Origin of the sequence: Bacillus canaveralius (assembly GCF_002860125.1) — a bacterium.
Lineage (GTDB): Bacteria > Bacillota > Bacilli > Bacillales > Cytobacillaceae > Bacillus_BJ > Bacillus_BJ canaveralius.
In genome coordinates, this window is sequence record NZ_PGVA01000009.1 from 1 (window position 1) to 21,603 (window position 21,603).

Annotated in this window: 16 protein-coding genes and 1 other annotated feature (1 of these 17 only partly in view); of the genes, 3 read left to right on the top strand and 13 right to left on the bottom strand. The window is 45.0% G+C overall.

The features are described from left to right. The 9 genes from pilM to CU635_RS05025 all read right to left on the bottom strand — a co-directional run. Window positions 1-627 (bottom strand): type IV pilus biogenesis protein PilM (gene pilM / locus CU635_RS04985; protein WP_180960019.1); only part of this gene is annotated, 627 nt, incomplete at its 3' end. A gap of 12 nt (window positions 628-639) precedes the next feature. Next, complete coding sequence (locus CU635_RS04990; protein ID WP_101576134.1) at window positions 640-1,383, bottom strand: prepilin peptidase; 744 nt, start codon at window positions 1,381-1,383, stop codon at window positions 640-642. A 4-nt stretch (window positions 1,384-1,387) separates the two neighbouring features. Further along, window positions 1,388-1,795: a type II secretion system protein gene (locus CU635_RS04995; protein ID WP_101576083.1), complete on the bottom strand. Its 408-nt coding sequence runs from the start codon at window positions 1,793-1,795 to the stop codon at window positions 1,388-1,390. Window positions 1,796-1,861: 66 nt separating this feature from the next. Continuing rightward, on the bottom strand, window positions 1,862-3,109 hold the full coding sequence (iscB, locus tag CU635_RS05000; protein WP_101576084.1) for an RNA-guided endonuclease IscB: 1,248 nt from the start codon (window positions 3,107-3,109) through the stop codon (window positions 1,862-1,864). Window positions 3,110-3,460: 351 nt separating this feature from the next. Continuing rightward, entirely contained in the window at window positions 3,461-4,666 is a 1,206-nt protein-coding gene (locus CU635_RS05005; RefSeq protein WP_101576085.1) for a type II secretion system F family protein, read from the bottom strand. 1 nt (window position 4,667) lies between these two features. After that, window positions 4,668-5,708: a type IV pilus twitching motility protein PilT gene (locus CU635_RS05010; protein ID WP_101576086.1), complete on the bottom strand. Its 1,041-nt coding sequence runs from the start codon at window positions 5,706-5,708 to the stop codon at window positions 4,668-4,670. Window positions 5,709-5,721: 13 nt separating this feature from the next. Further along, window positions 5,722-7,389, bottom strand: coding sequence for a GspE/PulE family protein (locus CU635_RS05015; protein WP_180956589.1), 1,668 nt, complete (start codon window positions 7,387-7,389; stop codon window positions 5,722-5,724). Between the two features lie 54 nt (window positions 7,390-7,443). Continuing rightward, on the bottom strand, window positions 7,444-8,811 hold the full coding sequence (locus tag CU635_RS05020) for a G5 domain-containing protein (protein ID WP_101576087.1): 1,368 nt from the start codon (window positions 8,809-8,811) through the stop codon (window positions 7,444-7,446). Continuing rightward, window positions 8,808-9,413, bottom strand: coding sequence for a hypothetical protein (locus CU635_RS05025; RefSeq protein WP_101576088.1), 606 nt, complete (start codon window positions 9,411-9,413; stop codon window positions 8,808-8,810). Before CU635_RS05025 ends, CU635_RS05020 begins: the two co-directional genes overlap by 4 nt. A gap of 154 nt (window positions 9,414-9,567) precedes the next feature. On the opposite strand from CU635_RS05025, the gene CU635_RS05030 reads away from it, so the two are divergent. Genes CU635_RS05030 through CU635_RS05040 form a run of 3 tightly spaced genes read left to right on the top strand, consistent with a single transcriptional unit; the run spans window position 9,568 to window position 12,603 of the window. Beyond that, window positions 9,568-10,059, top strand: a complete 492-nt coding sequence (locus CU635_RS05030; RefSeq protein ID WP_101576089.1) for a PulJ/GspJ family protein — start codon at window positions 9,568-9,570, stop codon at window positions 10,057-10,059. Next, complete coding sequence (locus tag CU635_RS05035) at window positions 10,043-10,624, top strand: PilW family protein (protein ID WP_101576090.1); 582 nt, start codon at window positions 10,043-10,045, stop codon at window positions 10,622-10,624. Before CU635_RS05030 ends, CU635_RS05035 begins: the two co-directional genes overlap by 17 nt. Window positions 10,625-10,635: 11 nt before the next feature. Further along, entirely contained in the window at window positions 10,636-12,603 is a 1,968-nt protein-coding gene (locus tag CU635_RS05040) for a hypothetical protein (RefSeq protein WP_101576091.1), read from the top strand. Window positions 12,604-12,642: 39 nt separating this feature from the next. Here CU635_RS05040 and CU635_RS05045 read toward each other — a convergent pair whose 3' ends face one another. From CU635_RS05045 to CU635_RS05060, 4 genes are all read right to left on the bottom strand, one after another. Then, on the bottom strand, window positions 12,643-15,483 hold the full coding sequence (locus CU635_RS05045) for a vWA domain-containing protein (RefSeq protein WP_101576092.1): 2,841 nt from the start codon (window positions 15,481-15,483) through the stop codon (window positions 12,643-12,645). Window positions 15,484-15,675: 192 nt separating this feature from the next. Next, a complete protein-coding gene (locus CU635_RS05050; RefSeq protein WP_101576093.1) occupies window positions 15,676-17,394 on the bottom strand; it encodes a sensor domain-containing diguanylate cyclase in 1,719 nt (572 codons plus the stop codon). Between the two features lie 90 nt (window positions 17,395-17,484). Beyond that, window positions 17,485-18,792 (bottom strand): bifunctional folylpolyglutamate synthase/dihydrofolate synthase, encoded by a 1,308-nt coding sequence (locus CU635_RS05055; protein WP_101576094.1) that lies wholly within the window; start codon window positions 18,790-18,792, stop codon window positions 17,485-17,487. Window positions 18,793-18,873: 81 nt separating this feature from the next. Next, window positions 18,874-21,516, bottom strand: a complete 2,643-nt coding sequence (locus tag CU635_RS05060) for a valine--tRNA ligase (protein ID WP_101576095.1) — start codon at window positions 21,514-21,516, stop codon at window positions 18,874-18,876. A gap of 61 nt (window positions 21,517-21,577) precedes the next feature. Then, window positions 21,578-21,603: a binding site (T-box leader), on the bottom strand (it continues 207 nt past the right edge of the window).

Consider the following 21,603-nt stretch of genomic DNA (forward strand, 5'->3'; position numbering starts at 1 on the left):
ATGAATCCGCTTACACGTTTTAGGTGGAAATAAATTCCGCCAACAAATGCTTGACTCAAACATCAGGATGTCATTGTTTGCGATGAAATCGAACTGGTGATACAGCCGGTAAAGAGCAAGGCAGGAAATATCAGCGGCATTAGGCTTCAGCCTTGCACGTTCAAGCAGGTCAACATATTCTTTTACGATTTCTTCAGGGGCCGCAAACAGCAGCAGCTCCTTTTTCTCGCTGTCTTTACCGGAAAGCGGGTAGAAATCAAATACCGCTTCCTCAAATGGGAGGTGAATGCTTGTCCCGAGTTCCATATACAAATAGCCTCTTATTTCATCATCTTTAATATCCGGCGGAATCGACGTTTTTCTAATGACAACAAATGGATCAGGAACGAGAAAACGGACCTGCTTCCTTGAAATTTTCCAATTGGCAACACACTCTTCCATTATCGTTTCAAGCGTTTCAGGATCAATAATCTTCCCGTCCTTGACAATTCCGGGCGGCAAAAACCGCGCTCCCGTTCTCGCTGGAACAGGCGGATTTGCTTGTTTTAATTCGACGAAACGGATGATATGGTCTTTTATCGTCAGGTTGACTGTCCGTGCTTTGCCAAAATGAAAATTCAGTGCCATTGTAAAAACTCCCTAAATAAAAGAATGAATATACCAGTACAGCAATTCTTCACCAAATAAATAAGCTGTCAGGGCGCCAAGCCCGATAAACGGGCCAAACGGGATCGGCTTCTCCTTTTCCAGCTTTCCGGCCATCATTCCGATCAGGCCGAAAACCGCACCAAATAATGTCGCCAAAAAGAACGCCAGGAGCACAACCTTTGTGCCTGTTGCAAAGCCGAGCACCGCAAACAGCTTAACGTCCCCGAAGCCCATTCCACCTTTGCTGACAACCGTAATCAGCAGCAACAAGCCAAAGCCAACTGCCGCTCCCAGAAACGAATCCCACCATGGATCGAGCGGCAAAAAGACCCGTTCCAATAAAAAAATCACTGCAAATACGAGCAGGACTTTATCGGGAATAATCATATACTTTATATCCGTAATAAACACGATCACAACGAGGGAAATGAGTGACCATGCAACAAAAAGCTCGGCCGTCCAGCCCGTCAGCAGCGGCGCTGACACAAACAAAAGCCCTGTTACCAGTTCAACAAATGGATACAGGGGAGAAACAGGAGCTCTGCAGCTCCTGCATTTCCCTCCCTGCAGCAAATATGAGATGACCGGTATCAGTTCGAACCATGACAGCGTCTGCCCGCAATAAGGGCAATGCGACCGCGGCTTTACGATTGACTTATTTAACGGCACCCGCAAGCCGACGACATTGAAGAAGGAGCCAAGGAGGATGCCAAGAGTAAAAACATATAATTGCATCATTTTAGTATTCTAATAATTCCTTTTCTGTCGCCGTAGCGTTTTTATCTCCAACTAACCTGACTGAATTATGATTTTTTAGCTCATAAGAATATTTTCCCGAGGACTGATCTTTTTTCACAGTAACCGTATAAGTATCATTTTTCACATTATCCAAATAATTGTCCAATTCCGTTTTTGTTAATGTCGTTGTTGCTGCAGAAGGATTATTGGAAGTAACATATAATTTCGCTGCATTTACAATCGAAATTCCTTCAGCAACTTTGGCATCATTTTCTGCTTTATTAATAATCCCGCCAATACTTGGCACAGCAATTCCGGCAACAATTCCGAGGATTACGATCACAGCCAAAAGTTCGACTAAAGTGAACCCTTTTTCACTTTTTGCACTTGCTTTGATTCTTTGCCACATCTCCATCTTCCTCTCTTTAGTTTATCACAGTTCGGCAAGGAGACCCCGTCTATAAAGCGGTAGTGTTTAGGCGGGGAGGAATTGCCCTTCTCTCCTTTGAATAAGCCATGTACTCGCTCTTTCAAGCGGTTTGAGTTTCTTATAGCATGCACTCCGGTGGATAACCGTCCCGTCTAACTGACGAAGGTCAAAGTAGCCTGATGTACGTCTTCCAAAAATGAAACAGGCGGAACCTACGAATTCTACTTTGTCAAAAAGCTGGAACCCTTTGACCCATCGCTCTGCCTTGTTTGATTTCCGCTTACCGCCTTTTAAGATGGTCGCTTTGTGAAGCTGGCGGTTATTCTTCCGAACTTGTTTAATGAAGTATGTGTGGTGCGACGGTATGGCAAGCGGGTTCCCGCTGATACATCGTGCGTCCACTAGATGCGATTTCCCCAGTCCACTTCTAATCCGGGTGTTCTTCGTGATGTAGCCATATGTAATATTCGCACCCTCGAATACTTTCTTTAAACCGTTAAAGATGAACCAACGCATCACAGTCATTTGAGAGGTATCCCGAAGGGTGGCACTCTTACGAGTGAATAAGTGCTCCAATCCATTCTGATGAATATAATGATGGCATGTTTCGCATAGGGTGATGAGGTTGTCCGGACTGTCCCCGCCTGTTTTCCGGCTTTCAATATGATGCACATTCAGGATTTTGTCCCTGGATTTCCCCTTGCAGTGCTGGCATGTGTGCTTGTCACGGAACAATACATATTCCCGGACGTTCCAAAAGCCGAGCTGTTCCCCTTGCTGATACTCTTCTCCTTGGATGCCGGGATTCTTGATTTTTTGGCTGTCAAACTGTGCCACTTCAACTGTTATACTCTTGACAGGCAGGATTCTTCGAACCTTTTCGATGATCCGGATATGGGAATCCACCTTGTGCTGAATGGATGGAGCCAGCCAACCGTCAGGTTTCTTTCGGTTCAAAAATTTAGCCTTCCGATACCGGGTCTTGCGGTTCCGTCTTGCCCTGCGGAACTCCCGCCGGGTGGAGAGCAGGTCTTGGATGTCGGTTCGCAGCTGAACTTCCGCTTCAAATAACACTCCCTTTTCAGTTGTTGCCGATAACCCGATGTGTTTGGTTCCTGCATCAACGCCCAAAGAGACAGGTTGTCTGTATCCACTGGAACCATAGAGTAATTGAATCGTGAAAGGAGTCAGCTTCACGACTTTGGCTTTCTTTTCTGTTAACAATATTCTTGCTTTTCTTGGCTTGCACGGCATCAAAGGCTTGCCGTGCCTGTTAATCACGTACACTAGCATGGTTAGCGTACCTCCTACAATCAATGTATGGAGTCAGTTATCCTTCGCCAATGTTGGAAAGGCTTGTCATGCTTGCAACACCGCCCACAACCCTTTAGGGCTTTTAATCACAAGCGACAGGGCTTACAGCTAGGATTCGCACCATAAGGTGTCATGACCTCTCCAACGTAGTCACACAAATTTTATGACTTAGGCTAGTCAACATGGCCTGCATAGTTTTGCAAGCCCCTTCCAATTCGTGAGAATTGGTGGGGGTTATTGATTTGCCCCGATTCTTTTGACCTTGCTAACTCAAGTATACTAGAAAAATAGAACAATTAAAGTAATAAATGTTAATATTCTGTCAAAATTTCATTCAACCTGCTGGAATATCTCAAACATCGGTACGATGATCGCAATGACGATAGTGCCAACGAGGGCTGCGAGGATGACGATCATCAACGGTTCGATCAGTGATTTGAGCCGGTCAGTGCTGCTTTCGACTTCCTTTTCATAGAAATCGGCAACCTTGGCAAGCATCGAATCAAGCGCCCCCGTCTCTTCACCGATTGCGATCATTTGCGATACGAGAGGAGGGAACACCCAGTGGGCGCGCATCGGCTCTGTCAGCGACTTTCCCTGTTCAAGGCTGTTGCGCGATTTCCGAATTACTCTTGCGATCACTTCATTTCCGACTATATTCTCGACCATTGACAGCGCCTGCAGGATTGGCACCGAGCTCGCAAATAACGAACTTAACGTCCTCGTCATCCTTGCGAGGGCTGCCTTTTGCAAAATTTTGCCGAACAGCGGCATCTTCAGCACAAAAAAGTCCAAATAGTATTTCGCCTCTTTATTGTTCCTCATCATCACAACAGTCGTAAAAGCGACAATGAACAAGAGAATGACAAGCCACCAAAATCGCTGTATCCATTCACTAGAGTTTAAAACAAACTGCGTAATAGCCGGCAATTCACCGCCAAAATCGGCAAACATGTCAACAAAGGTCGGGACAACGCTGACAAGCAAAAAAATCACAACCGCAATCGCAATAATTCCAACTGTTATCGGATAGGCAAGCGCCGAAATGATTTTTTGCTTTGTAAAGTGCTGTTTCTCAAAGTGAACCGCAAGCCTTTCAAGCGTATCATCAAGATTTCCGCCTGCTTCTCCGGCTTTAATCATGTTGACAAACATACTTGTAAATATTCTTTTATGCCTGCCGACCGCTTCTGACAACGGGTTACCTTCGCGCAAATCCTGTTCTGCGGCGATTAATGCTTTTTTCAGCGCTTTGCTTTCCGTTTGCTGTGAAAGGATTGCCGTTGCCTCAACGACAGGCACCCCCGCTCTTAGTAGCGTTGAAAACTGCCGCAGGTAAATAACAAAGTCCTGGAGCTTGACGGGATTGCTGATCGTCAGTTCCTTCGTCCAGACCGTCTCCGGAATTTCCGCAATTTCGAGGGTCCTGATCCCGTTTTCCTTAAGCTGGAGAAGGGCTTCCCTTCGCGATCCGGCTGTGACAACGCCAGACTTTTTCCCTTTGCGGTCGCGGCCGCTGTATTTAAAACGAGGCATGTTAGTTCACCTTTTCCTGAATATAAGGGATTGTCGCTTCTCTCGAAACCCGGCCTGACTGAACAAGCTCATGAATACTTGATTCAAGTGTGTTCATGCCATGAGCCTTTGAAGTTTGCATGACATTATTGATTTGGTGGATTTTTTCATTGCGGATCAGATTGCTGATCGCCGGATTATTGATTAAAATTTCAGTCGCAGCCTTCCTGCCTTGTTTATCCGCAGTCGGAAACAGCCGCTGCGATATGATCGAGACAAGCACAGTAGCAAGCTGGATGCGGATTTGCGGCTGCTGGGCCGGCGGAAAAACATCGATAATCCGGTTTATTGTTGCTGAGGCACTTGAAGTATGGAGCGTACCCAAAACTAAATGGCCGGTTTCTGCAGCGGTTATCGCCGTTTGGATCGTTTCAAGGTCGCGCATCTCTCCGACAAGAATAACGTCAGGATCCTGGCGGAGTGCTGCCCGCAGACCATTGGCAAAGTTGTTCGTATCAAAGCCGACCTCGCGCTGATCGATAATGCATCCACCATGCTTGTGCAAATATTCGATCGGGTCCTCAAGCGTGATGACATGCTTGCGCATTGTTTGATTCATGTAATGGATCATTGCTGCAAGCGTCGTCGACTTTCCGCTTCCGGTCGGCCCCGTGACAAGGACCAATCCATGCGGTTTTCCAGCGATTCCTTTCAGTACCCCGGGCAATTCCAGCTCATCCAAGGAAGGAATCGCTGTTGGGACAATCCGAACCGCCATCGCTACGCACGATCTTTGCAAATAGGCATTGACCCTGAATCTGGACACTCCGGGAATACCGTATGAAAAATCCAGCTCACCTTTTTCTTTAAACTGATTCCACATATTTTCAGGAATCAATTCTTTGGCCATCCCTTCCGTATCTGCGGGCATGAGGGAGTCCTTCCCATACCGCTTCAATTCTCCATTGATTCTCATTACCGGAGGGACGCCAACCGTAATATGAATATCCGAGGCTTTTAATTCAAAGCCGGCTCTAAGCAAAGTATCGACTCTATTTTTCATCGCATTCGCACTCCTAATCAGGAATTGCCATTCGCAAAACTTCCTCTGTTGTTGTGATGCCCTGCTTGACTTTTAAAAGGCCGTCATCGATTAAAAAAATCGTTTTTGCTTTGATGGCCAGTTCACGCATTTTTGAAAACGATTCACCGTTCATAACAACCTTTCGCATCTCATCATTGACAACTAGTACTTCATGAATGGCGATTCTTCCTTTATATCCGCTCATATTGCAGGAAGAGCAGCCCTTTCCTCTCCATACCTGATCAATGCTGAGGCCGCGTTTTGCAAAGATCTCCACTTCGCGCTGGCTTGGCTCGTGCACTTCAGCACAGTCCCTGCAAACCTTCCTGATCAAACGCTGCGCAACGATGCCGCTGATTGAGGATGCAACAAGAAAGGGCTCAACGCCCATATCGAGAAGCCTTGTGATCGAACCAATTGAATCATTTGTATGCAATGTGCTGAGTACAAGGTGGCCGGTTAAGGAAGCCCTGACCGCCACTTCGGCCGTTTCTTTATCACGAATTTCCCCAACCATAATAATGTTCGGGTCCTGGCGCAAGATAGCGCGCAGCCCTTTCGCAAACGTCATGCCAATATTCGGGTTTACCTGGATTTGATTAATGCCCTCGAGCTGGTACTCAACCGGATCTTCAACCGTGATAATGTTAACTTCTTCGTGATTGAGGCGATTTAAGGCGGCATAAAGGGTCGACGATTTCCCGGACCCAGTTGGGCCGGTAATGAGAATAATCCCGGTCGGTTTTTCAATCATCCCGGTAAATCTCGCCAGGTTGATTTTATTAAAGCCAAGCTTCTCGATATCATTTAAGGTACTGCCCAAATCGAGGAGGCGCAGGACAATTTTTTCGCCATACACGGTTGGCAGGGTTGAAATCCGCACATCAACCGGATGGAAATCGAGGTTGATTTTCATTCGCCCGTCCTGGGGAATGCGGTGCTCTGTAATATCCAATTTGGACAGGATTTTAATCCTTGCTGTCAGAACGCTTTGCATATGCTTTGGCAAGACCCGCTCCGTCCTTAGCACTCCATCAACCCTGTAACGAACAGCTACTTTTGTTTCCTGCGGATCGATATGGATATCGCTGGCTTTAAGCGTTGCTGCGTTGGCCAATATTTGGTTGACGAGCCGGGCAACCGGGGAGTCCTGATCTACCAATTTCTCCTCTTCAACATTCGCCTCGGTGGATGAATTGTTGAGCAGCTCCTCAAAGCCTTCATCCATGTCATAGTACTTATTGATCGAACGGAGAATATCATCCTTTGATGCAATTGCCGTATCAATCTGGAAGCCGGTTGACAGCCGCAAGTCATCAATCGTATAAAAATCCATCGGGTCTGCCATCGCAATAAAAAGCTTTTCCCCGTCTTTTTTCAACGGAATAATTAAGTTGCGAATCGCCATTTCTTTCGGAACAATGCTAAATAGCTTTGGATCAAACGGATAACGATATAAACTGACATGGGGAATGCCGAGTTGAAATTCAAGCACTTCGATCAACTGCTGTTCGGTAATATACCCGCGCTCCAGCAAGGCATCGCCAAGCTTTTGACCCATGCTTTTTTCACCGAGTGCGGTTTGTAGCTGAGCTTCGGAAAGCAGGCCCGATTCTACCAGCAAGTCACCGAGCCGTTTTCGTGTCTGCTTAATCGTCATTCTTCCTTCACCTCCCTTATTCTTTACGATGCTGCCTGCCACATATGAACTTGTTTATTTTGTCGGTTGGGTCGGCTGTCCCGATAAATCGCTTTCCGTTCCGCTGTTTTGCGGCGCTGCGGGCTTAACAGCTTGTCCGCTTCCATCCCCTGCTGCAGAAGACTCGGCCGCGCCTTGACCACTGTTAGCGGGAACACCAGGCGCTTCTCCCAAATTACTTTCCGGCAAGCTTTCCGTATCGCCCGCTAGCGACTCCTCAGATTCCGCAACAATTAAACTTCGCAGCATCACTTTGTGAACCGGCGCATAAAAGTCTTCCGCTACCAGCTCTTCCTTGACGATTTTTCCATTTGGGCCAGAAACGGTCCGATACACCTTGACAACGGTTCCATCCTTTCCTTCAATGAGCGTTTCCGTTTCTCCAAACGAAAGCTGGGCGCTGTATTGAACAATCGTTTTCGGCTTAAAAGTTTGCTTGTCTTCTATTTTCACCGTGTAATCATCTGAAAATTGGGACCCTTTTAATGACACGTATAAAGATGTTCCGATCATTTTAAACTGTAACTGGTAAACAAGGTCATTTGGGTTGTTAAAAACGAAATCCATATTCCTTTCCAAATCGATTTTCGCTTCATAGCCTGCCTCTGCATGTGCCGGAAGCTCCCTGCCGATATGGCGCTCACTAATTAAAAAATTCGTCGGCAGAACGGTTTTGTATATCGCAGTCGCGACCAGGCTTAATGCCTCTGCATTCCATTCTGAGGAGTTGCTTCCGTTCACCGTTTTTAAAATCGAAACGGATGAGTTTGCCGCAATTTCAATCGTCGAAAATTGTTCCGTCCACAACCGCATTTGTTCGAGCTGCGACTCGCCTGAGATCATTGCTTCTGAAATGACTTCACTTGTTCCAGTTTCGGGCAAATAGCTGTTAAGCTTAAAACTGTGGCCGCCTCCTTCAAGCATGGCAGCAAGTAATAGTAAATCGGCTTCTAGCCTGGATATATCAAGCGTCCCGGTATCCATTTCGTTAACACCAAGCGTTAACAATAATTCTGCTAACGATCCTTCATCTATTTGCACAATGAGATTGCTTCTTTTTCCCGATTGTGCCAGATTAACAGATTCCTCAAGCTCGAAATCGAACATCTTTAAATCTGCCTCAGCCGCTTTTTCCCGATAATGAAGGCTAATTTTTGTGTTTTCTTCCCACTGTGTCTGCGCTAACGACAGTTTCTTGATTGCTTCCTGGCTTGTGACTCCTGAAAGTTGAACTCCGGCAATCTCCGTATGTGCTCCGAATCGCTCAGGCCCGGAGAACACCATATCGACAGCGTTCGCTCCATAATGGGAAAAGCTGAAAATATAAGCGGTACAAAAAAGAAGGGTAAAAAACAACTTGGCTGTTGCTGAGTTCCGCTTCATTGGCTTTCCCCTTTGATCAAGTCGTTTTCTTTTTTATCAAAAAGCAACTCTTCCATTTCCGCCATATAGGAAACGGCTGGAATTTCTTTGCTAACATCTATTGCATCCAGTTTCGCTTCTCTGACGTTAAGAAATTCATGATCGCCTTCCAGTTCTTCTCTGCTCGCACCCGCCTCTTTAAAAGCAGGAATGCTGCTCCAATCCGCAATTTTATCATGATCCTCTTTTACCCTCTGTTCCAGGGGTTCAGTGCCTGGTAAAGCTGGGATGCCTGGATCATTCGTTTCTTGCTTGTATTGTTCTCTTGTATGTACGCGTTCGGAAAAAGGTTGTTTCCCTTTGTCATGAGCGGCGGCGCTCTTAAAAATCAATGATTGCAACTTGTTGGCCCCTATATAAGCGAATATCCCGATCATGCTTGCTAAACCGAGTGCTGTTTGCCACAGTTCAAATGCGTTGTTCAAAAATAAACCAAGCAGAGCCAGCAAAAACGCTGCTAAGATCACCGTCATTTTACCCTTGTGTGATAATCCGAGCGGCAAAAAATAAATGATTGGCATCAAGATAATCAGAGATACGAGCGCTAATAGAAAATTGGTCATCGATTCACCCCTTTTTATGCGTACAAGGACTCTATTAAATTTTTCCTATAATTCACTTAATTCTTGTTAAAACTGCTTAAATCGACTATTTCAGACAAATATATCCTTTAAATATTGTATAATAATAAAAGATATTTTGAAAGAAGGGGAATGGATGAACTTTAAAAAAATCGTGATAGATTCAAAAGGTTTCACCTTAATAGAAGTTCTTGCATCCTTAACGATTCTTGGCATTATTTTAATAGGTTCCATGCAGTTTTTTAGCCAGGCATACGGCTATACGACTTTAAACCAAAAAAAGACCGCTGCGATCAATGTAGCGCGCAATGCACTGATGTTTATCGAAAACGAGAACTTTATTGAAATAAGAAAAAGCTTTGAAGACAACCGCGACGAAACGTTTACTATTCTCATTTGCGACGATACATATGAAAAATTTACAGAGGCACAAAGTCCCAGACCCGGGTGTAAACCAATCATGGTCAACAATATCGAATATGATGTAACCGTTTCTCATTCAGACGAACAAAAGAGCGATTATGAAAGGCGTTTTATTCCGATTACCGTCCGCGTTGAATGGGCTGCAGGAGGCAACGCGAAGGAAACTGAAATTGAAGGAGTTATCAAAAGTGAAGATATCCGATGAAAGAGGGTTCACTTTATACGAATTGCTTGCCGTATTAGCGATTTCTTTCATTATTTTGCCTGTCATTTATGGAGTCTTTTCATCGGGAATTAAGCTGTACAACAAGATTCAAGTTGAAAGCCAGCTACGGGATGATGCCGATTACACGGCAACGATGGTGATGAATAGCTTTTATTCGTTTCCGTTTGATTATGTGAAAGACTGCGGCGACAACTGTATTGAGCTTGTTGATGGGACATATACAGAGATCGCAAAAGCCGGAAGCAGGGAAAATGTATTTCACTCGGTCGATCAACAGGCAAAATACAATGACAGTTTACCAGCTCCAGAGAATCCGATAATGATAAAACTTATTGAAAAGGCTGGCAGGCAAATAATTGAGGTAAACGGAAGCCCGATTGAATCGACCGCAGATTTCAGTAAATCCTCGATCTCTTTTTCATGCAAAGAATATATCGACTCAGCCGAAACTGCATGCGAAAAAGGAGTTATTAGCCTCGATTTGATCTTGGATCATGACAGACTCAGCAAACCACTAAATTTACAAAGTGAGTTTGGATTTTAAGGGGGAAAAACATGGCAAAGAACGAAGCCGGTAATACACTGATCACAGTCTTGCTTGTTTCCCTCGTTTTTACGATTCTAGGATTATCGATTGTTGCCGCTTCGATTGGCGGGTCAAAGCGGGTTGAAACGCGGGAAAGCGACCTGAATTTAACGTATGGTTCTGTCAAGGTCATCGAAAAGATGGTGGCCGATGTAGCCGCTTCGACAGATATGATAGAGTTGGACAGAGATCATATTGGAGATATCGATAACGAACTGCAGAAAGAATTGCTAAAGCTCATAAAAAAGTACGAAGATGAACCATTTATTGACTGTTTAACGATCATTGATGTCAGCCGGTCACCTGCAAATAATCTTAATCCTTCCTGTCCAGCCATGGCAGCACTCGATAGTCATTTTGCAATTGAAACAGATAAAGACTTTACGAGGGCATATGAAATGATCCTAACTACGAAAAATCCCGCAGAAACCGAAGGAGAAGTGGCAAGAACGCTAAGAAAACGAATTATTCTTTCACCGCTGCCAAGCTTTCTGAAATACGCCGTCGGTTCTGATGCAGACGGGAAAGACAAGGGATTGTTTTTGAACGGCTCTGCCAATATAGTTGGAAATGTCTATGCAAACGAGCTATTGATTGATAAAGAAGCGAACTACCAAAATCGGGATCAAACATGGTCGAGGCAATCAACGCCGCTAACATCTATAAATGGAGATTTTTACAGCAGTACGGCAAATCTTTTGCCACTCATCAAACCAGAAAATTTCTACAAAAAAGCGGAGCCCGAGCTCAAGCATGACAGCCAGTTTGTCAATATTCATTTTGACCATACCTTCACCGACAGGACAAATGAGATGCTGAAAAACAGTTCGCTGCAGGCGAGGCGTACCGCTGAGGGCTCAGCCTTTACAGACGATTTACGGGCTGTTATCAAAAATTTTCAGATATTGACTACAAATATAGCTGACGACGGCAAGGTCGAAAAGGTTGAGAAACAATCCAATCCGCTTTCATTGCTGGGAGAGTCGATTGAACCTCTTGAAGAAAGCTATCGCATCGAAGCGCGGGAGAAACCGCTGGTATTTAAAGAAGACATAAAGATGAGCGGAGATGTCGTTGTTATCAGCGCAAACGCTCCGGTCACATTCGAAGGAAAACTCGTCGTTTCCGGTGATCTTTACTTAGTCAGCTACAAAGATCTTATCCTGCTCGATGATGTCTATGTTGCAGGCGATATTCACATCATTAATCTTGACGGCAGGCTCGCAGCCGAGAAAATGATCGTTTCGTCCGATTCAATCACGATTGAATCATCTGCGGAAAACAGCAAGGATATAGATGCTAAAGGAGTAACATTGAACGGGGACATGATTTCCGGAAAAGATCTTTGTGTAAAGGCGGTCGATACGGCGATCCAATTTAACAACAATATCGTTGTCAATAACGCAATAAGGATCAGCGGAGATGAAACTGATAAAGGCGGGGAAGATGACGAAGTAGTGTTTGATTCGGTTATTTATGGCGGCGACACGGCCCATTTATCGAACGTCAATATTTTAGGTGCTGAAGATAATAAAAAACATCTCATCCTTTTCGTGAAAAACGAGCTGTTGATTACAAGGATGAATGAGTTTAATAATTTTAAAAATACCCGCGAAAGCGCGCCTCCTTATTTGCCCGGTGAAGACAAGGATATCCAGCCTCTTAAAGCCTTTTTTTACACTGACAACAAGGCAGAGCTTTATGGGGTGGGATCTCTTTTCTATATCAATGGCGGCATTTTCGCCAGAGAAAAGCTCGAAATAAATGCTGTCCGTGGAAAAGTGAAATCGATTGAACGGTTAAGATTCACCGACCAGGACGGTCACTTGTCGAGATTTATCGTCGACTATAATCAGGATGTTCTATTAGAACGGATTGATGCATTGCCGATTGTCGAGAAGCTGCAAATTTTCTCCGACGAGCTGATAATTGACTAATTTAACAGCAAAAAGCTGACTCTCATTGAGCCAGCTTTTTTACCAGCGTCCCGCTCCCGCCGGGCCGCCATTTCCGTAGTCGCCAGCGGCCGTCACTTCAAATAATGCTGAAGCATCGGGCTTTTTACCGGTCCGCTGTGCTTCTGCCCGCGCCATTACGTTTGAGTAACCGATCTCTTTGCCGACTAAATACCATGTCCCATTTTCAAGAACCGCCGTCACTTTATTACCCATTTCGGATGTTACGAGCTCAATGCTTTTCGCGGTCGCATTGTCTGGATTAAAGATAAGCAAATCGGTCACAGCGATTTTTTCATTTAAGCCGATTTTAAAGACCGCTTTCCTGAACTTCAGCTCTTCAAGGGCAATATACGGGTCCTTGACTGTAATCGGCACCATCAAAGTAATACCGGAACCGTCCTTCGTACGAATCACAAGCATAGTCCTGCCTTCCGATCGTCCAATAAGGCGGTGATCCCCGGAAAAGTCTGCAATCGAACGATCCGCTATCTCGGTCTTCAGCTCCTGATTGTATGCGTCTGCTGGCTCAATATTGATGTTGAAGGCGATTGTTTTACCCGTTTCAATTTCGATAGGATTTGGATCGACATTGATCGCATTAATCCGTTTTTGAATAGTGATTGTTTTTATCACTTGATAACCTGGTATCGCCAGGCCGCCTTCTGCCTTTACTTTTACCGAGTTCAGTCCAGGAGCTGTAATCGGTATTGTATCCTGTGGAGAAAATTCAGTCCAGGCTGTACTGCTGTTCTTATTTTCAATGGAATAATAATACTTGGAGCCTTTGCCGGCAACTAAATGCACTAAATTCATATTCAGATTTTCATAGCTGGTCATTCCGTCTTCATAGATTCTGCCTGAATCGATTCCTGTCAATCGATAGTCCGGGGTCAAATACATATTCACCTTTTCGTTGTCAAAATAAGTTATTTCAACGATCCTGTTTGTTTCACCGGGCTTAAAAATCATGTCCTTGATTGGTTTATTTTTTAATCCGTAGTCGTTCGGAAACTCGGTTATACCAAGTCTTCTCCCATTTTGCGACAGGTCTGTCTTTGTAACAATCCCCGCCACATCGCCATCATAAGCATTGGCAGGGAACTCATGAAGCCTGACCTTCATATTAATTATCTGATTGGAGGCGGTAATTGTAGTCCTCTGCTCCCCAAATCGGCTATCGGTATACTGCAGGTGGGCAAGCGGCATCTTTACATTGCTGACAGCCCAGTCTGCCTTTAGATCCAGTACTGCCAGCAATTTCCCTGGTCTAAAAGAGCCGTTGCTGTAGCTGATATTGTCTGGAAGGCTGATTCGGGCCGCCAGTCTCCCCTCAAATGTAGAGATCTCGACTCCTTCTGACGGAATCACTGATATGCCATCAGGGAGCGGCTGAATCAATTTGATATTGTTTAACGATCCGCTAACAGTACGATCTACCAAACCGGTCGGCTCCAAAGAATACTCAACCTTAAACTCGTTCATTTTGTCTGTTGATCCCGATACCTTGACTAGATGATCCGGAGGATTGACCGCGCCGGTTATATCCATCATTCCTTTGAAACTAGGGGGTGCATCAGCTTTGACTTCTATCGAAACTGCAGGATGCGGAACGACAACGACTTCCCCTGAAAGATTGGTATATTTAAGTTTTATATTATCGAACGTATAGGTTCCTATTTCCGAAAAGCCCAGTGGCAATGAAAGGTCGATCGGCTGGGGCGTGCCCTGATTGACCGGGTAATTAAAATTGAATCTCAAGCTTGCCAGATTTCCTTCAACCCGGGCATTGGAACCTTCCGGGACGCTGACTTTGCCGGTAAACTTGCCAATGTCAACAAGCACCTCCCCGCTGATTGCAGGAGTGTCAATATCCGCCGATATATCCTGAAATACAGGTGCGATCGTTTCCTGCGAAGCTTGTCTTGCTGTCACTCCTGTAATTGACGAAAGCTTGCGTAAATAGCCAATATCCACCTCTGAATGATTTCCAAAGCCGATTGAAAAAAGTTTAATATTTTGTTTAGCCAGGTTTTGCGCCGCATTGAGGCCATGCCTTCTTATCGCGTTGACAGCTTTACCCTTCCCCGGCCTCAAATCATAGTCAATTCCCTTCGCTTCAAAAAAAGCTTTATAACCAGTGTATGGTTTCTGGCCGTACAGTTCATAGTTTATGGTTACTTCCTCAGTAATCCTGTTGTCGGTTTCCCAGCAAAACCAGTCAAAAATGTAACACTTTTTTTCATTATACGTCACCGTTTCCCGCGAACTCGAAACAGTCGGTTCCCCGTCTGTCATAAAAATAATGTACTTATTGTTGCTGCTGCCACTGAGCATTTCCATGGCACTTTCAAATGACTGGGTGTAGTTCGTTCCGCCATCTGCCGTTAAACTTTGCGCCGTCTCATTGATAAGTTCAAGGCTTTCATGCGGATTATTTGGAGAAAAATAAACAATTTTGCCCAATTCAACAGCACTGCTGAAAGGAATGAATCCAAAACGGTCATTCGGTCCCGCTTGCTCTTTAAAAAAGCGGACTGCTTCATCCATTGCATTTTTTGCACTTTGGAACTTGGCGGGATTGCGGCCGGCTTCATTCATTGAACCGGATTTATCAAAAATAAACACGACATCAATCGGATCCCGGTTCGCGTTTGTTGTACTGCCTTTAGGGATTAAGTGCACATCCAGGCTGCCGTTTGCATTGCTGGATTGCGGTTTAACAATTTCAGCCTGTGAAGAAATAACTTGATAGTCAATAGACGGACTGTTGTCAACGTTTGCAGCTGCAGGGTTTGAAAGATTTGAAATAAATATTAAGATCATTGCCATAACAATCGTGAAAATGTTAGCGTTCCTCATTTAATTCTCCTCTTCCAATTCCGTCTTTTTTCCTATCGATCTTTTCTATTATTATACCAATTTACCTATCTGTGCCAATAAAAAGTCATATACTTTTTGTAATAATTTCTGTACAGGAATCTACTTGTTTGTGATTTTATAAACAAAAAAGACACCACAGTCCGGACAGCTGTGGCGTTCTCGACAAAGTTTTCATTTCACATATTCTGCGACGCGGTTACGGCCAGCTCTTTTCGCTCCGACGTATAAAGCTCTGTCGGCATGGCGGATGAGGGAAAGGGGGTCTTCCGCTTCCTGAGGCGCGGTGGCAACGCCAATCGAAGCAGTGATTCTCACCATCATTTTTTTGCGGTCACTGTCAATATTCTGCTTTACAATAAACGGCCGATTGGCAATCATTTGCCTGACCAGTTCAGCAAGTTCAAGAACTTCCTCTTTTTCTTTGTCCGGCAATAAAATGACAAATTCCTCACCACCGTATCGGGCAACAGTTCCTTGCTGCCCTACTAAACTAGTTAACCTTGCGGCAAGCTCAATCAAAATTTCATTACCGCTCTGGTGCCCGTATGTATCATTGACCATTTTAAAATGATCAATATCGAGAATGATCAAGGAGAGGATATTCCGTTTGAACTCATGCAGCTTTTCAAATTCGTCCCGGAGAAGTTGATCAAAATATCGGTAGTTATATAGCTTCGTGAGGGCGCAGCGCTCACTTTGCTCCTTTGTTTCTTCAAAATGCTTGGCGTTTTCGACGGCAATCCCAAGATGGGAACATAAAATATCGGTAATCATCAGCTGGGCTTTTTCAAAAGCCCGCTTTCGCTGTGACGCAAGAACTAAAATTCCGGTTACCTTGTTGTTCCGAACGATCGGAACGCTCAGTACACTCTCGGCCTGCTGTGGCAAATAACCTTGCGAGTACTTTTTCCATTCTTTTCTTGAGTTGAACAAAGCGGTTTTTCTTGTTGACCAAACATGTCCGCTAATTCCTTCGTTTTTCTTTAATGGTCTGATATTTTTGGATTCCATGTTCCCATTTTCAAATCTTCTTATCAGTCGCAGTTCATCTTCATCGACTACTTCAAGGATATAAGCATAATCGACGGGCAGCATCCCGGTCAGTCTCTTTATGAATAAATCGAGAACTTCTTCGACATGGAGCTGTTCGGCAAGCTGATGGCCGATCTCGGTTGCTTTTTGCAAGTAATCGTTAATTTTTTCACTTGAATAATAGAGATTTAAAATAATCGATAAACTGGCAAAAGGAACACCGACAAACAACAATGCAAGCATACCCATTTGCTGATAGAGAACATAAAGGAGCAAGCCGATCGGAAAAGTGATTAACGAAGTTACCGCTTCCCAGATGAAGTCCTTTCCAAAGAACGAATGGTCCCGTCCATAAAGCAAATACAAAATAAACGTTAACACAACCTGGTTCAAGGTAAAATAACTACCCGCATAGATGACGGTCAGCAACAGCGACTTCGGCTCGTTTACAAGGTCAGCTCCTTGCAAGCCGCCAATTTCGTAGTATATAAGGCCGGCTAAAAAAGAGACGAGGAAAAACATCAGTGAGTTCAGTGGCAAGCGGAAGAGCTCGTCCTTCCTGATCCGGATCCGCATCAATAAAACGACCACTGCCGCTTGCATCATCGCCATTTCTGCAAACAGTCCGAACGTCAAAAAAACGGCAAGCGATACCCATTGAATCAAAAAGATCGGCGTATTGTTTATAATCATCGGCATGGCCGCAACTGCCGCCGTTAACAGTAAAAATCCTGCCAATTCCCATTGCAGGCCTGAAATGCGCGGAGGATAAAATTGATGTGTAAACCAGATGCCAAACGGAACTATAAACAACCAGGAGAGCCAAATTGCCCGTTTTTGCGTCAATGTCAATTGCATTATTTTATCCTCCCTTCATTTAGCTCAGGAAAAAAGTCACATTTTTATAAATATTTTATCAAATTTTGAATATTATATCATACTTCTTTCTCATTTTTTTAAAAGTTTTTTTAAATATGGCTTTATTTGCGATAAAAAATAAAGAGATCCGGTCAGTATTAGCATCTCCCCATCTTTCAGGGAAGGAATCGTTTTTTCTAAAAATGCTTGCCAATCACGAGCGATTTCCCTTTTCGGGGACAGGCTGCTATTATACAAATCTTCAGCAGTTGCCGCCCTGGGAAAATTAAAGCTGGTAAAAACGATCCGGTCAGCAGCCGTGTCAATATGATCAAGCATTCTGTCCAGTTTTTTATCTTTCAGGGCTGCAAACAAGATTATTTTGTTTCGGCTGCTATAGCGGCTTTTCAATTCTCGTACAAGAGCGGCCACTCCTTCCTCATTATGGGCCCCATCCATGACGATTAACGGATTTTCTGAAATGATTTCAAAGCGGCCCGGCCAGCTTGCTTTTTTCAATCCGGCCCGGACGGCGGATTCATCAATTTCAAATGAAAAAGAATGATTCAGAATTTGAGCAGACATAATCGCCAGTGCCGCGTTTTCAGTTTGATGCTTGCCGATCATGTGGATCTCAACATTCTCGAGATTCTTAAATAATGTATGAACCGTAAACTGTTCGCCTTTTGCGATTGACGTGTGGAAGGTTATCGCAAATTCGGCTCCGAGCTGATAAAGCGGTGCTTTCATTTGCTTCGCAGCCTGTTTGATCACTTTTAGCGGGCCATCCTGGGAAACAGCGGTAATCACTGCAGTGCCTTTTTTGATAATTCCGGCTTTTTCTGCGGCAATTTGTTCACGTGTATCGCCAAGGATGCTTGTATGGTCAAGGCCGATGCTTGTAATAACGGAAAGCATCGGGTGGATTATATTGGTCGAATCGAACCTGCCGCCGAGACCGACTTCATAAATGACAACATCAACCACGTTAATTTTCGCAAAAAAATACATCGACATTGCCGTGATTACTTCAAATTCTGTCGGTCCGCCCAAGTCGGATTGTTCAAGCTCTTCCGCTAAAGGAAAAATCGCATTGGCCGCATCGAGCAAATCCTCGTTGCTGATTGGCGTGCCATTGACACTGATCCGCTCATTAAAATGCTCAAAGTATGGTGAAGTGAAGGCACCTACTTTAAAGCCGGCTTCCTGTAAAATCGAGCGGAGATAAGCGACTGTAGAACCTTTTCCGTTCGTTCCGCCGATGTGGATCGTTTTCAGCCTTCTTTCGGGATGATCGAGCTTCTCCATCATCCACTCCATTCTTGTTAGTCCCGGCTTAATACCGAGCCTGAGACGGCCGTGAATCCAGATTAACGCTTCGTCATATGTATGAAACATATTTAGCACCTCTTGTAGTAAAAGCGTAAAGACGAATCCTCCTGCAGATTCGCCTTCAGCTCTATATTTTCCTGGAAAAAGTTATTCTCCTGATAATTCTTTAATACGGGATTGGACTGCTTCCCTTTTTTCGAGATAATCTTTTTCTTTCGCGCGTTCTTCGTCAATTACTTTTTGCGGAGCCTTTTTGACGAATCCGTCATTGCCAAGCTTCTTTTGAACCCGTTCAACTTCCTGGGTCAGTCGGGAGAGTTCTTTTTCAAGGCGCGCGATTTCTTCGTCAATGTTGATGAGCCCTTCAAGCGGAAGAATGATTTCCAGGCCGGAAACAACAGCTGTCATCGCCTTGTCCGGTGTTTCAATCTCCAGGCCCGCCAGCAGCTCTTCCGGATTGCAGAATCGTTCAATATAGGCGCGGTTTCTTTCGATAATTTCCAGAGTTTCCTCATTCTTCGCCTTTAATATCATCTTAACCTTTTTGCTCATCGGTGTGTTGACCTCAGCGCGAATGTTTCGGACCGCACGGATGACTTCAACAAGCAGCTTCATTTCTGCGGCAGCGTGCTGGTCAGTGAATTCTTCCCTTGCCCGAGGCCATTCGGCTGTTGTAATTGATTCGCCGCGATGCGGAAGGTTTTGCCAGATTTCCTCTGTAATGAACGGCATAAATGGATGGAGCAGTCGCATCGTTTGATCCAGTACAAACGCGAGGATCGATCGTGTTGTTTTCTTCGCTGCCTCGTCTTCCCCGTACAATGGAAGCTTTGCCATTTCGATATACCAATCACAGAAATCATCCCAAATAAAGTTATAAAGCACACGTCCGACTTCGCCAAATTCATAGCGGTCAGACAAGCGGGTTACCGTTTCAATCGTTTCATTTAACCTTGTGAGGATCCATTTATCCGCGACCGACTTTTCACCGCTCAAATCAATTTCGAGAGCAGTAAGGCCGTTCATGTTCATTAAAGCAAAGCGGGAAGCGTTCCAGATTTTGTTGGCAAAGTTCCAGGTCGCTTCAACCTTCTCAATACTGAAACGCAAGTCCTGGCCCGGTGAACTTCCTGTGGCCAGGAAGTAGCGGAGCGAATCGGCCCCATATTGGTCAATGACATCCATCGGGTCAACACCGTTACCGAGCGATTTACTCATTTTCCGGCCCTCGGCATCGCGCACCAGTCCATGGATCAGTACATCTTTAAATGGGCGCTCACCTGTAAATTCCAGGGCCTGAAAAATCATCCGTGACACCCAGAAGAAAATAATATCGTAGCCGGTCACTAATGCTGCAGTTGGATAGTAACGCTTGAAATCGGCGGCATCTGCATCAGGCCAGCCCATCGTCGAAAACGGCCATAATGCCGAGCTGAACCATGTATCAAGGACGTCCTGATCCTGCTCCCAATTTTCAATATCTGCAGGCGGCTCATGATCAACGTGGACTTCGCCTGTTTCTTTATGGTACCAGGCCGGAATCCGGTGTCCCCACCAGAGCTGGCGTGAAATACACCAATCACGGATGTTCTCCATCCAGTGCAGGTATGTCTTTTCAAACCGGTCCGGAACAATATGAACTTTATTCTCCTTGCTTTGCAGGGCAACCGCTGCATCTGCAAGAGGCTGCATTTTAACAAACCACTGTGTGGACAAATACGGCTCGACAACAGCGCCGCTCCGTTCTGAATGGCCGACAGAATGCAAATGTTCTTCAATTTTAAAGAGAACGCCCTGCTCCTGAAGGTCCTTCACGATTTGCTTCCGGCATTCAAAACGGTCCATCCCTTCATATTTGCCGGCTCGTTCATTCATCGTGCCGTCCTCGTTCATGACAAGCACCCGTTCAAGTCCGTGACGATTGCCGATTTCAAAGTCATTGGGGTCATGGGCAGGAGTAATTTTAACCGCACCCGAACCAAATTCCATATCAACATAATCATCGCCGACAATCGGGATCTCCCGGCCGACAATCGGCAGCATGACGGTTTTTCCAATTAAGTGCTGATAGCGCTCATCTTCCGGGTGGACTGCAACAGCTGTATCGCCGAGCATCGTTTCCGGACGGGTGGTCGCAATTTCGATATGACCGGATCCGTCAGCAAGCGGGTATTGCATATGATAAAACGCACCTTGAACATCTTTGTAAATAACCTCTATATCGGATAGGGCTGTTTTGGTCGACGGGTCCCAGTTAATGATATATTCGCCCCGGTAAATCAATCCTTTCTTATATAGAGATACAAATACTTCCCGAACCGCTTTTGATAAGCCTTCATCCAATGTGAACCGCTCGCGGCTGTAATCCAGCCCGAGACCGAGCTTGGACCATTGCTGGCGGATATGCTCGGCATACTCCTCTTTCCAGCGCCATGTCTCCGCAACGAAAGTTTCACGTCCCAAATCATAGCGGCTCTTTCCTTCGTTTCGCAGCTTTTCCTCAACTTTCGCCTGGGTCGCAATCCCTGCGTGGTCCATTCCAGGCAGCCATAGGACATCATAGCCCTGCATTCGTTTCATTCTCGTTAAGATATCTTGAAGCGTTGTATCCCAGGCATGGCCCAAGTGCAGCTTCCCTGTTACATTTGGCGGGGGTATAACAATTGTGTAGGGCTGTTTTGCCTCATCATCCTTTGCTTCGAAATACTTACCCTTAAGCCACCATTCATAACGGCCCTGTTCAGTCGACTTTGGATCGTATTTTGTCGGCATCGTTAATTCCTGATCCATAAATCTCATCCTTTCTGCAAGTGCAATTTTTTCAAAGAAAACAAAAAAACTCCATTCGTCTTAAAAGGACGAATGGAGTAACTTTCG

What these genes read in the sequence shown, in the direction of transcription:
- CU635_RS04990 (WP_101576134.1), bottom strand. Translation starts at nt 1,383, where the DNA reads ATGCAATTATATGTTTTTACTCTTGGCATCCTCCTTGGCTCCTTCTTC.
- CU635_RS04995 (WP_101576083.1), bottom strand. Translation starts at nt 1,795, where the DNA reads ATGTGGCAAAGAATCAAAGCAAGTGCAAAAAGTGAAAAAGGGTTCACT.
- iscB (WP_101576084.1), bottom strand. Translation starts at nt 3,109, where the DNA reads ATGCTAGTGTACGTGATTAACAGGCACGGCAAGCCTTTGATGCCGTGC.
- CU635_RS05005 (WP_101576085.1), bottom strand. Translation starts at nt 4,666, where the DNA reads ATGCCTCGTTTTAAATACAGCGGCCGCGACCGCAAAGGGAAAAAGTCT.
- CU635_RS05010 (WP_101576086.1), bottom strand. Translation starts at nt 5,708, where the DNA reads ATGAAAAATAGAGTCGATACTTTGCTTAGAGCCGGCTTTGAATTAAAA.
- CU635_RS05015 (WP_180956589.1), bottom strand. Translation starts at nt 7,389, where the DNA reads ATGACGATTAAGCAGACACGAAAACGGCTCGGTGACTTGCTGGTAGAA.
- CU635_RS05020 (WP_101576087.1), bottom strand. Translation starts at nt 8,811, where the DNA reads ATGAAGCGGAACTCAGCAACAGCCAAGTTGTTTTTTACCCTTCTTTTT.
- CU635_RS05025 (WP_101576088.1), bottom strand. Translation starts at nt 9,413, where the DNA reads ATGACCAATTTTCTATTAGCGCTCGTATCTCTGATTATCTTGATGCCA.
- CU635_RS05030 (WP_101576089.1), top strand. Translation starts at nt 9,568, where the DNA reads ATGAACTTTAAAAAAATCGTGATAGATTCAAAAGGTTTCACCTTAATA.
- CU635_RS05040 (WP_101576091.1), top strand. Translation starts at nt 10,636, where the DNA reads ATGGCAAAGAACGAAGCCGGTAATACACTGATCACAGTCTTGCTTGTT.
- CU635_RS05045 (WP_101576092.1), bottom strand. Translation starts at nt 15,483, where the DNA reads ATGAGGAACGCTAACATTTTCACGATTGTTATGGCAATGATCTTAATA.
- CU635_RS05050 (WP_101576093.1), bottom strand. Translation starts at nt 17,394, where the DNA reads ATGCAATTGACATTGACGCAAAAACGGGCAATTTGGCTCTCCTGGTTG.
- CU635_RS05055 (WP_101576094.1), bottom strand. Translation starts at nt 18,792, where the DNA reads ATGTTTCATACATATGACGAAGCGTTAATCTGGATTCACGGCCGTCTC.
- CU635_RS05060 (WP_101576095.1), bottom strand. Translation starts at nt 21,516, where the DNA reads ATGGATCAGGAATTAACGATGCCGACAAAATACGATCCAAAGTCGACT.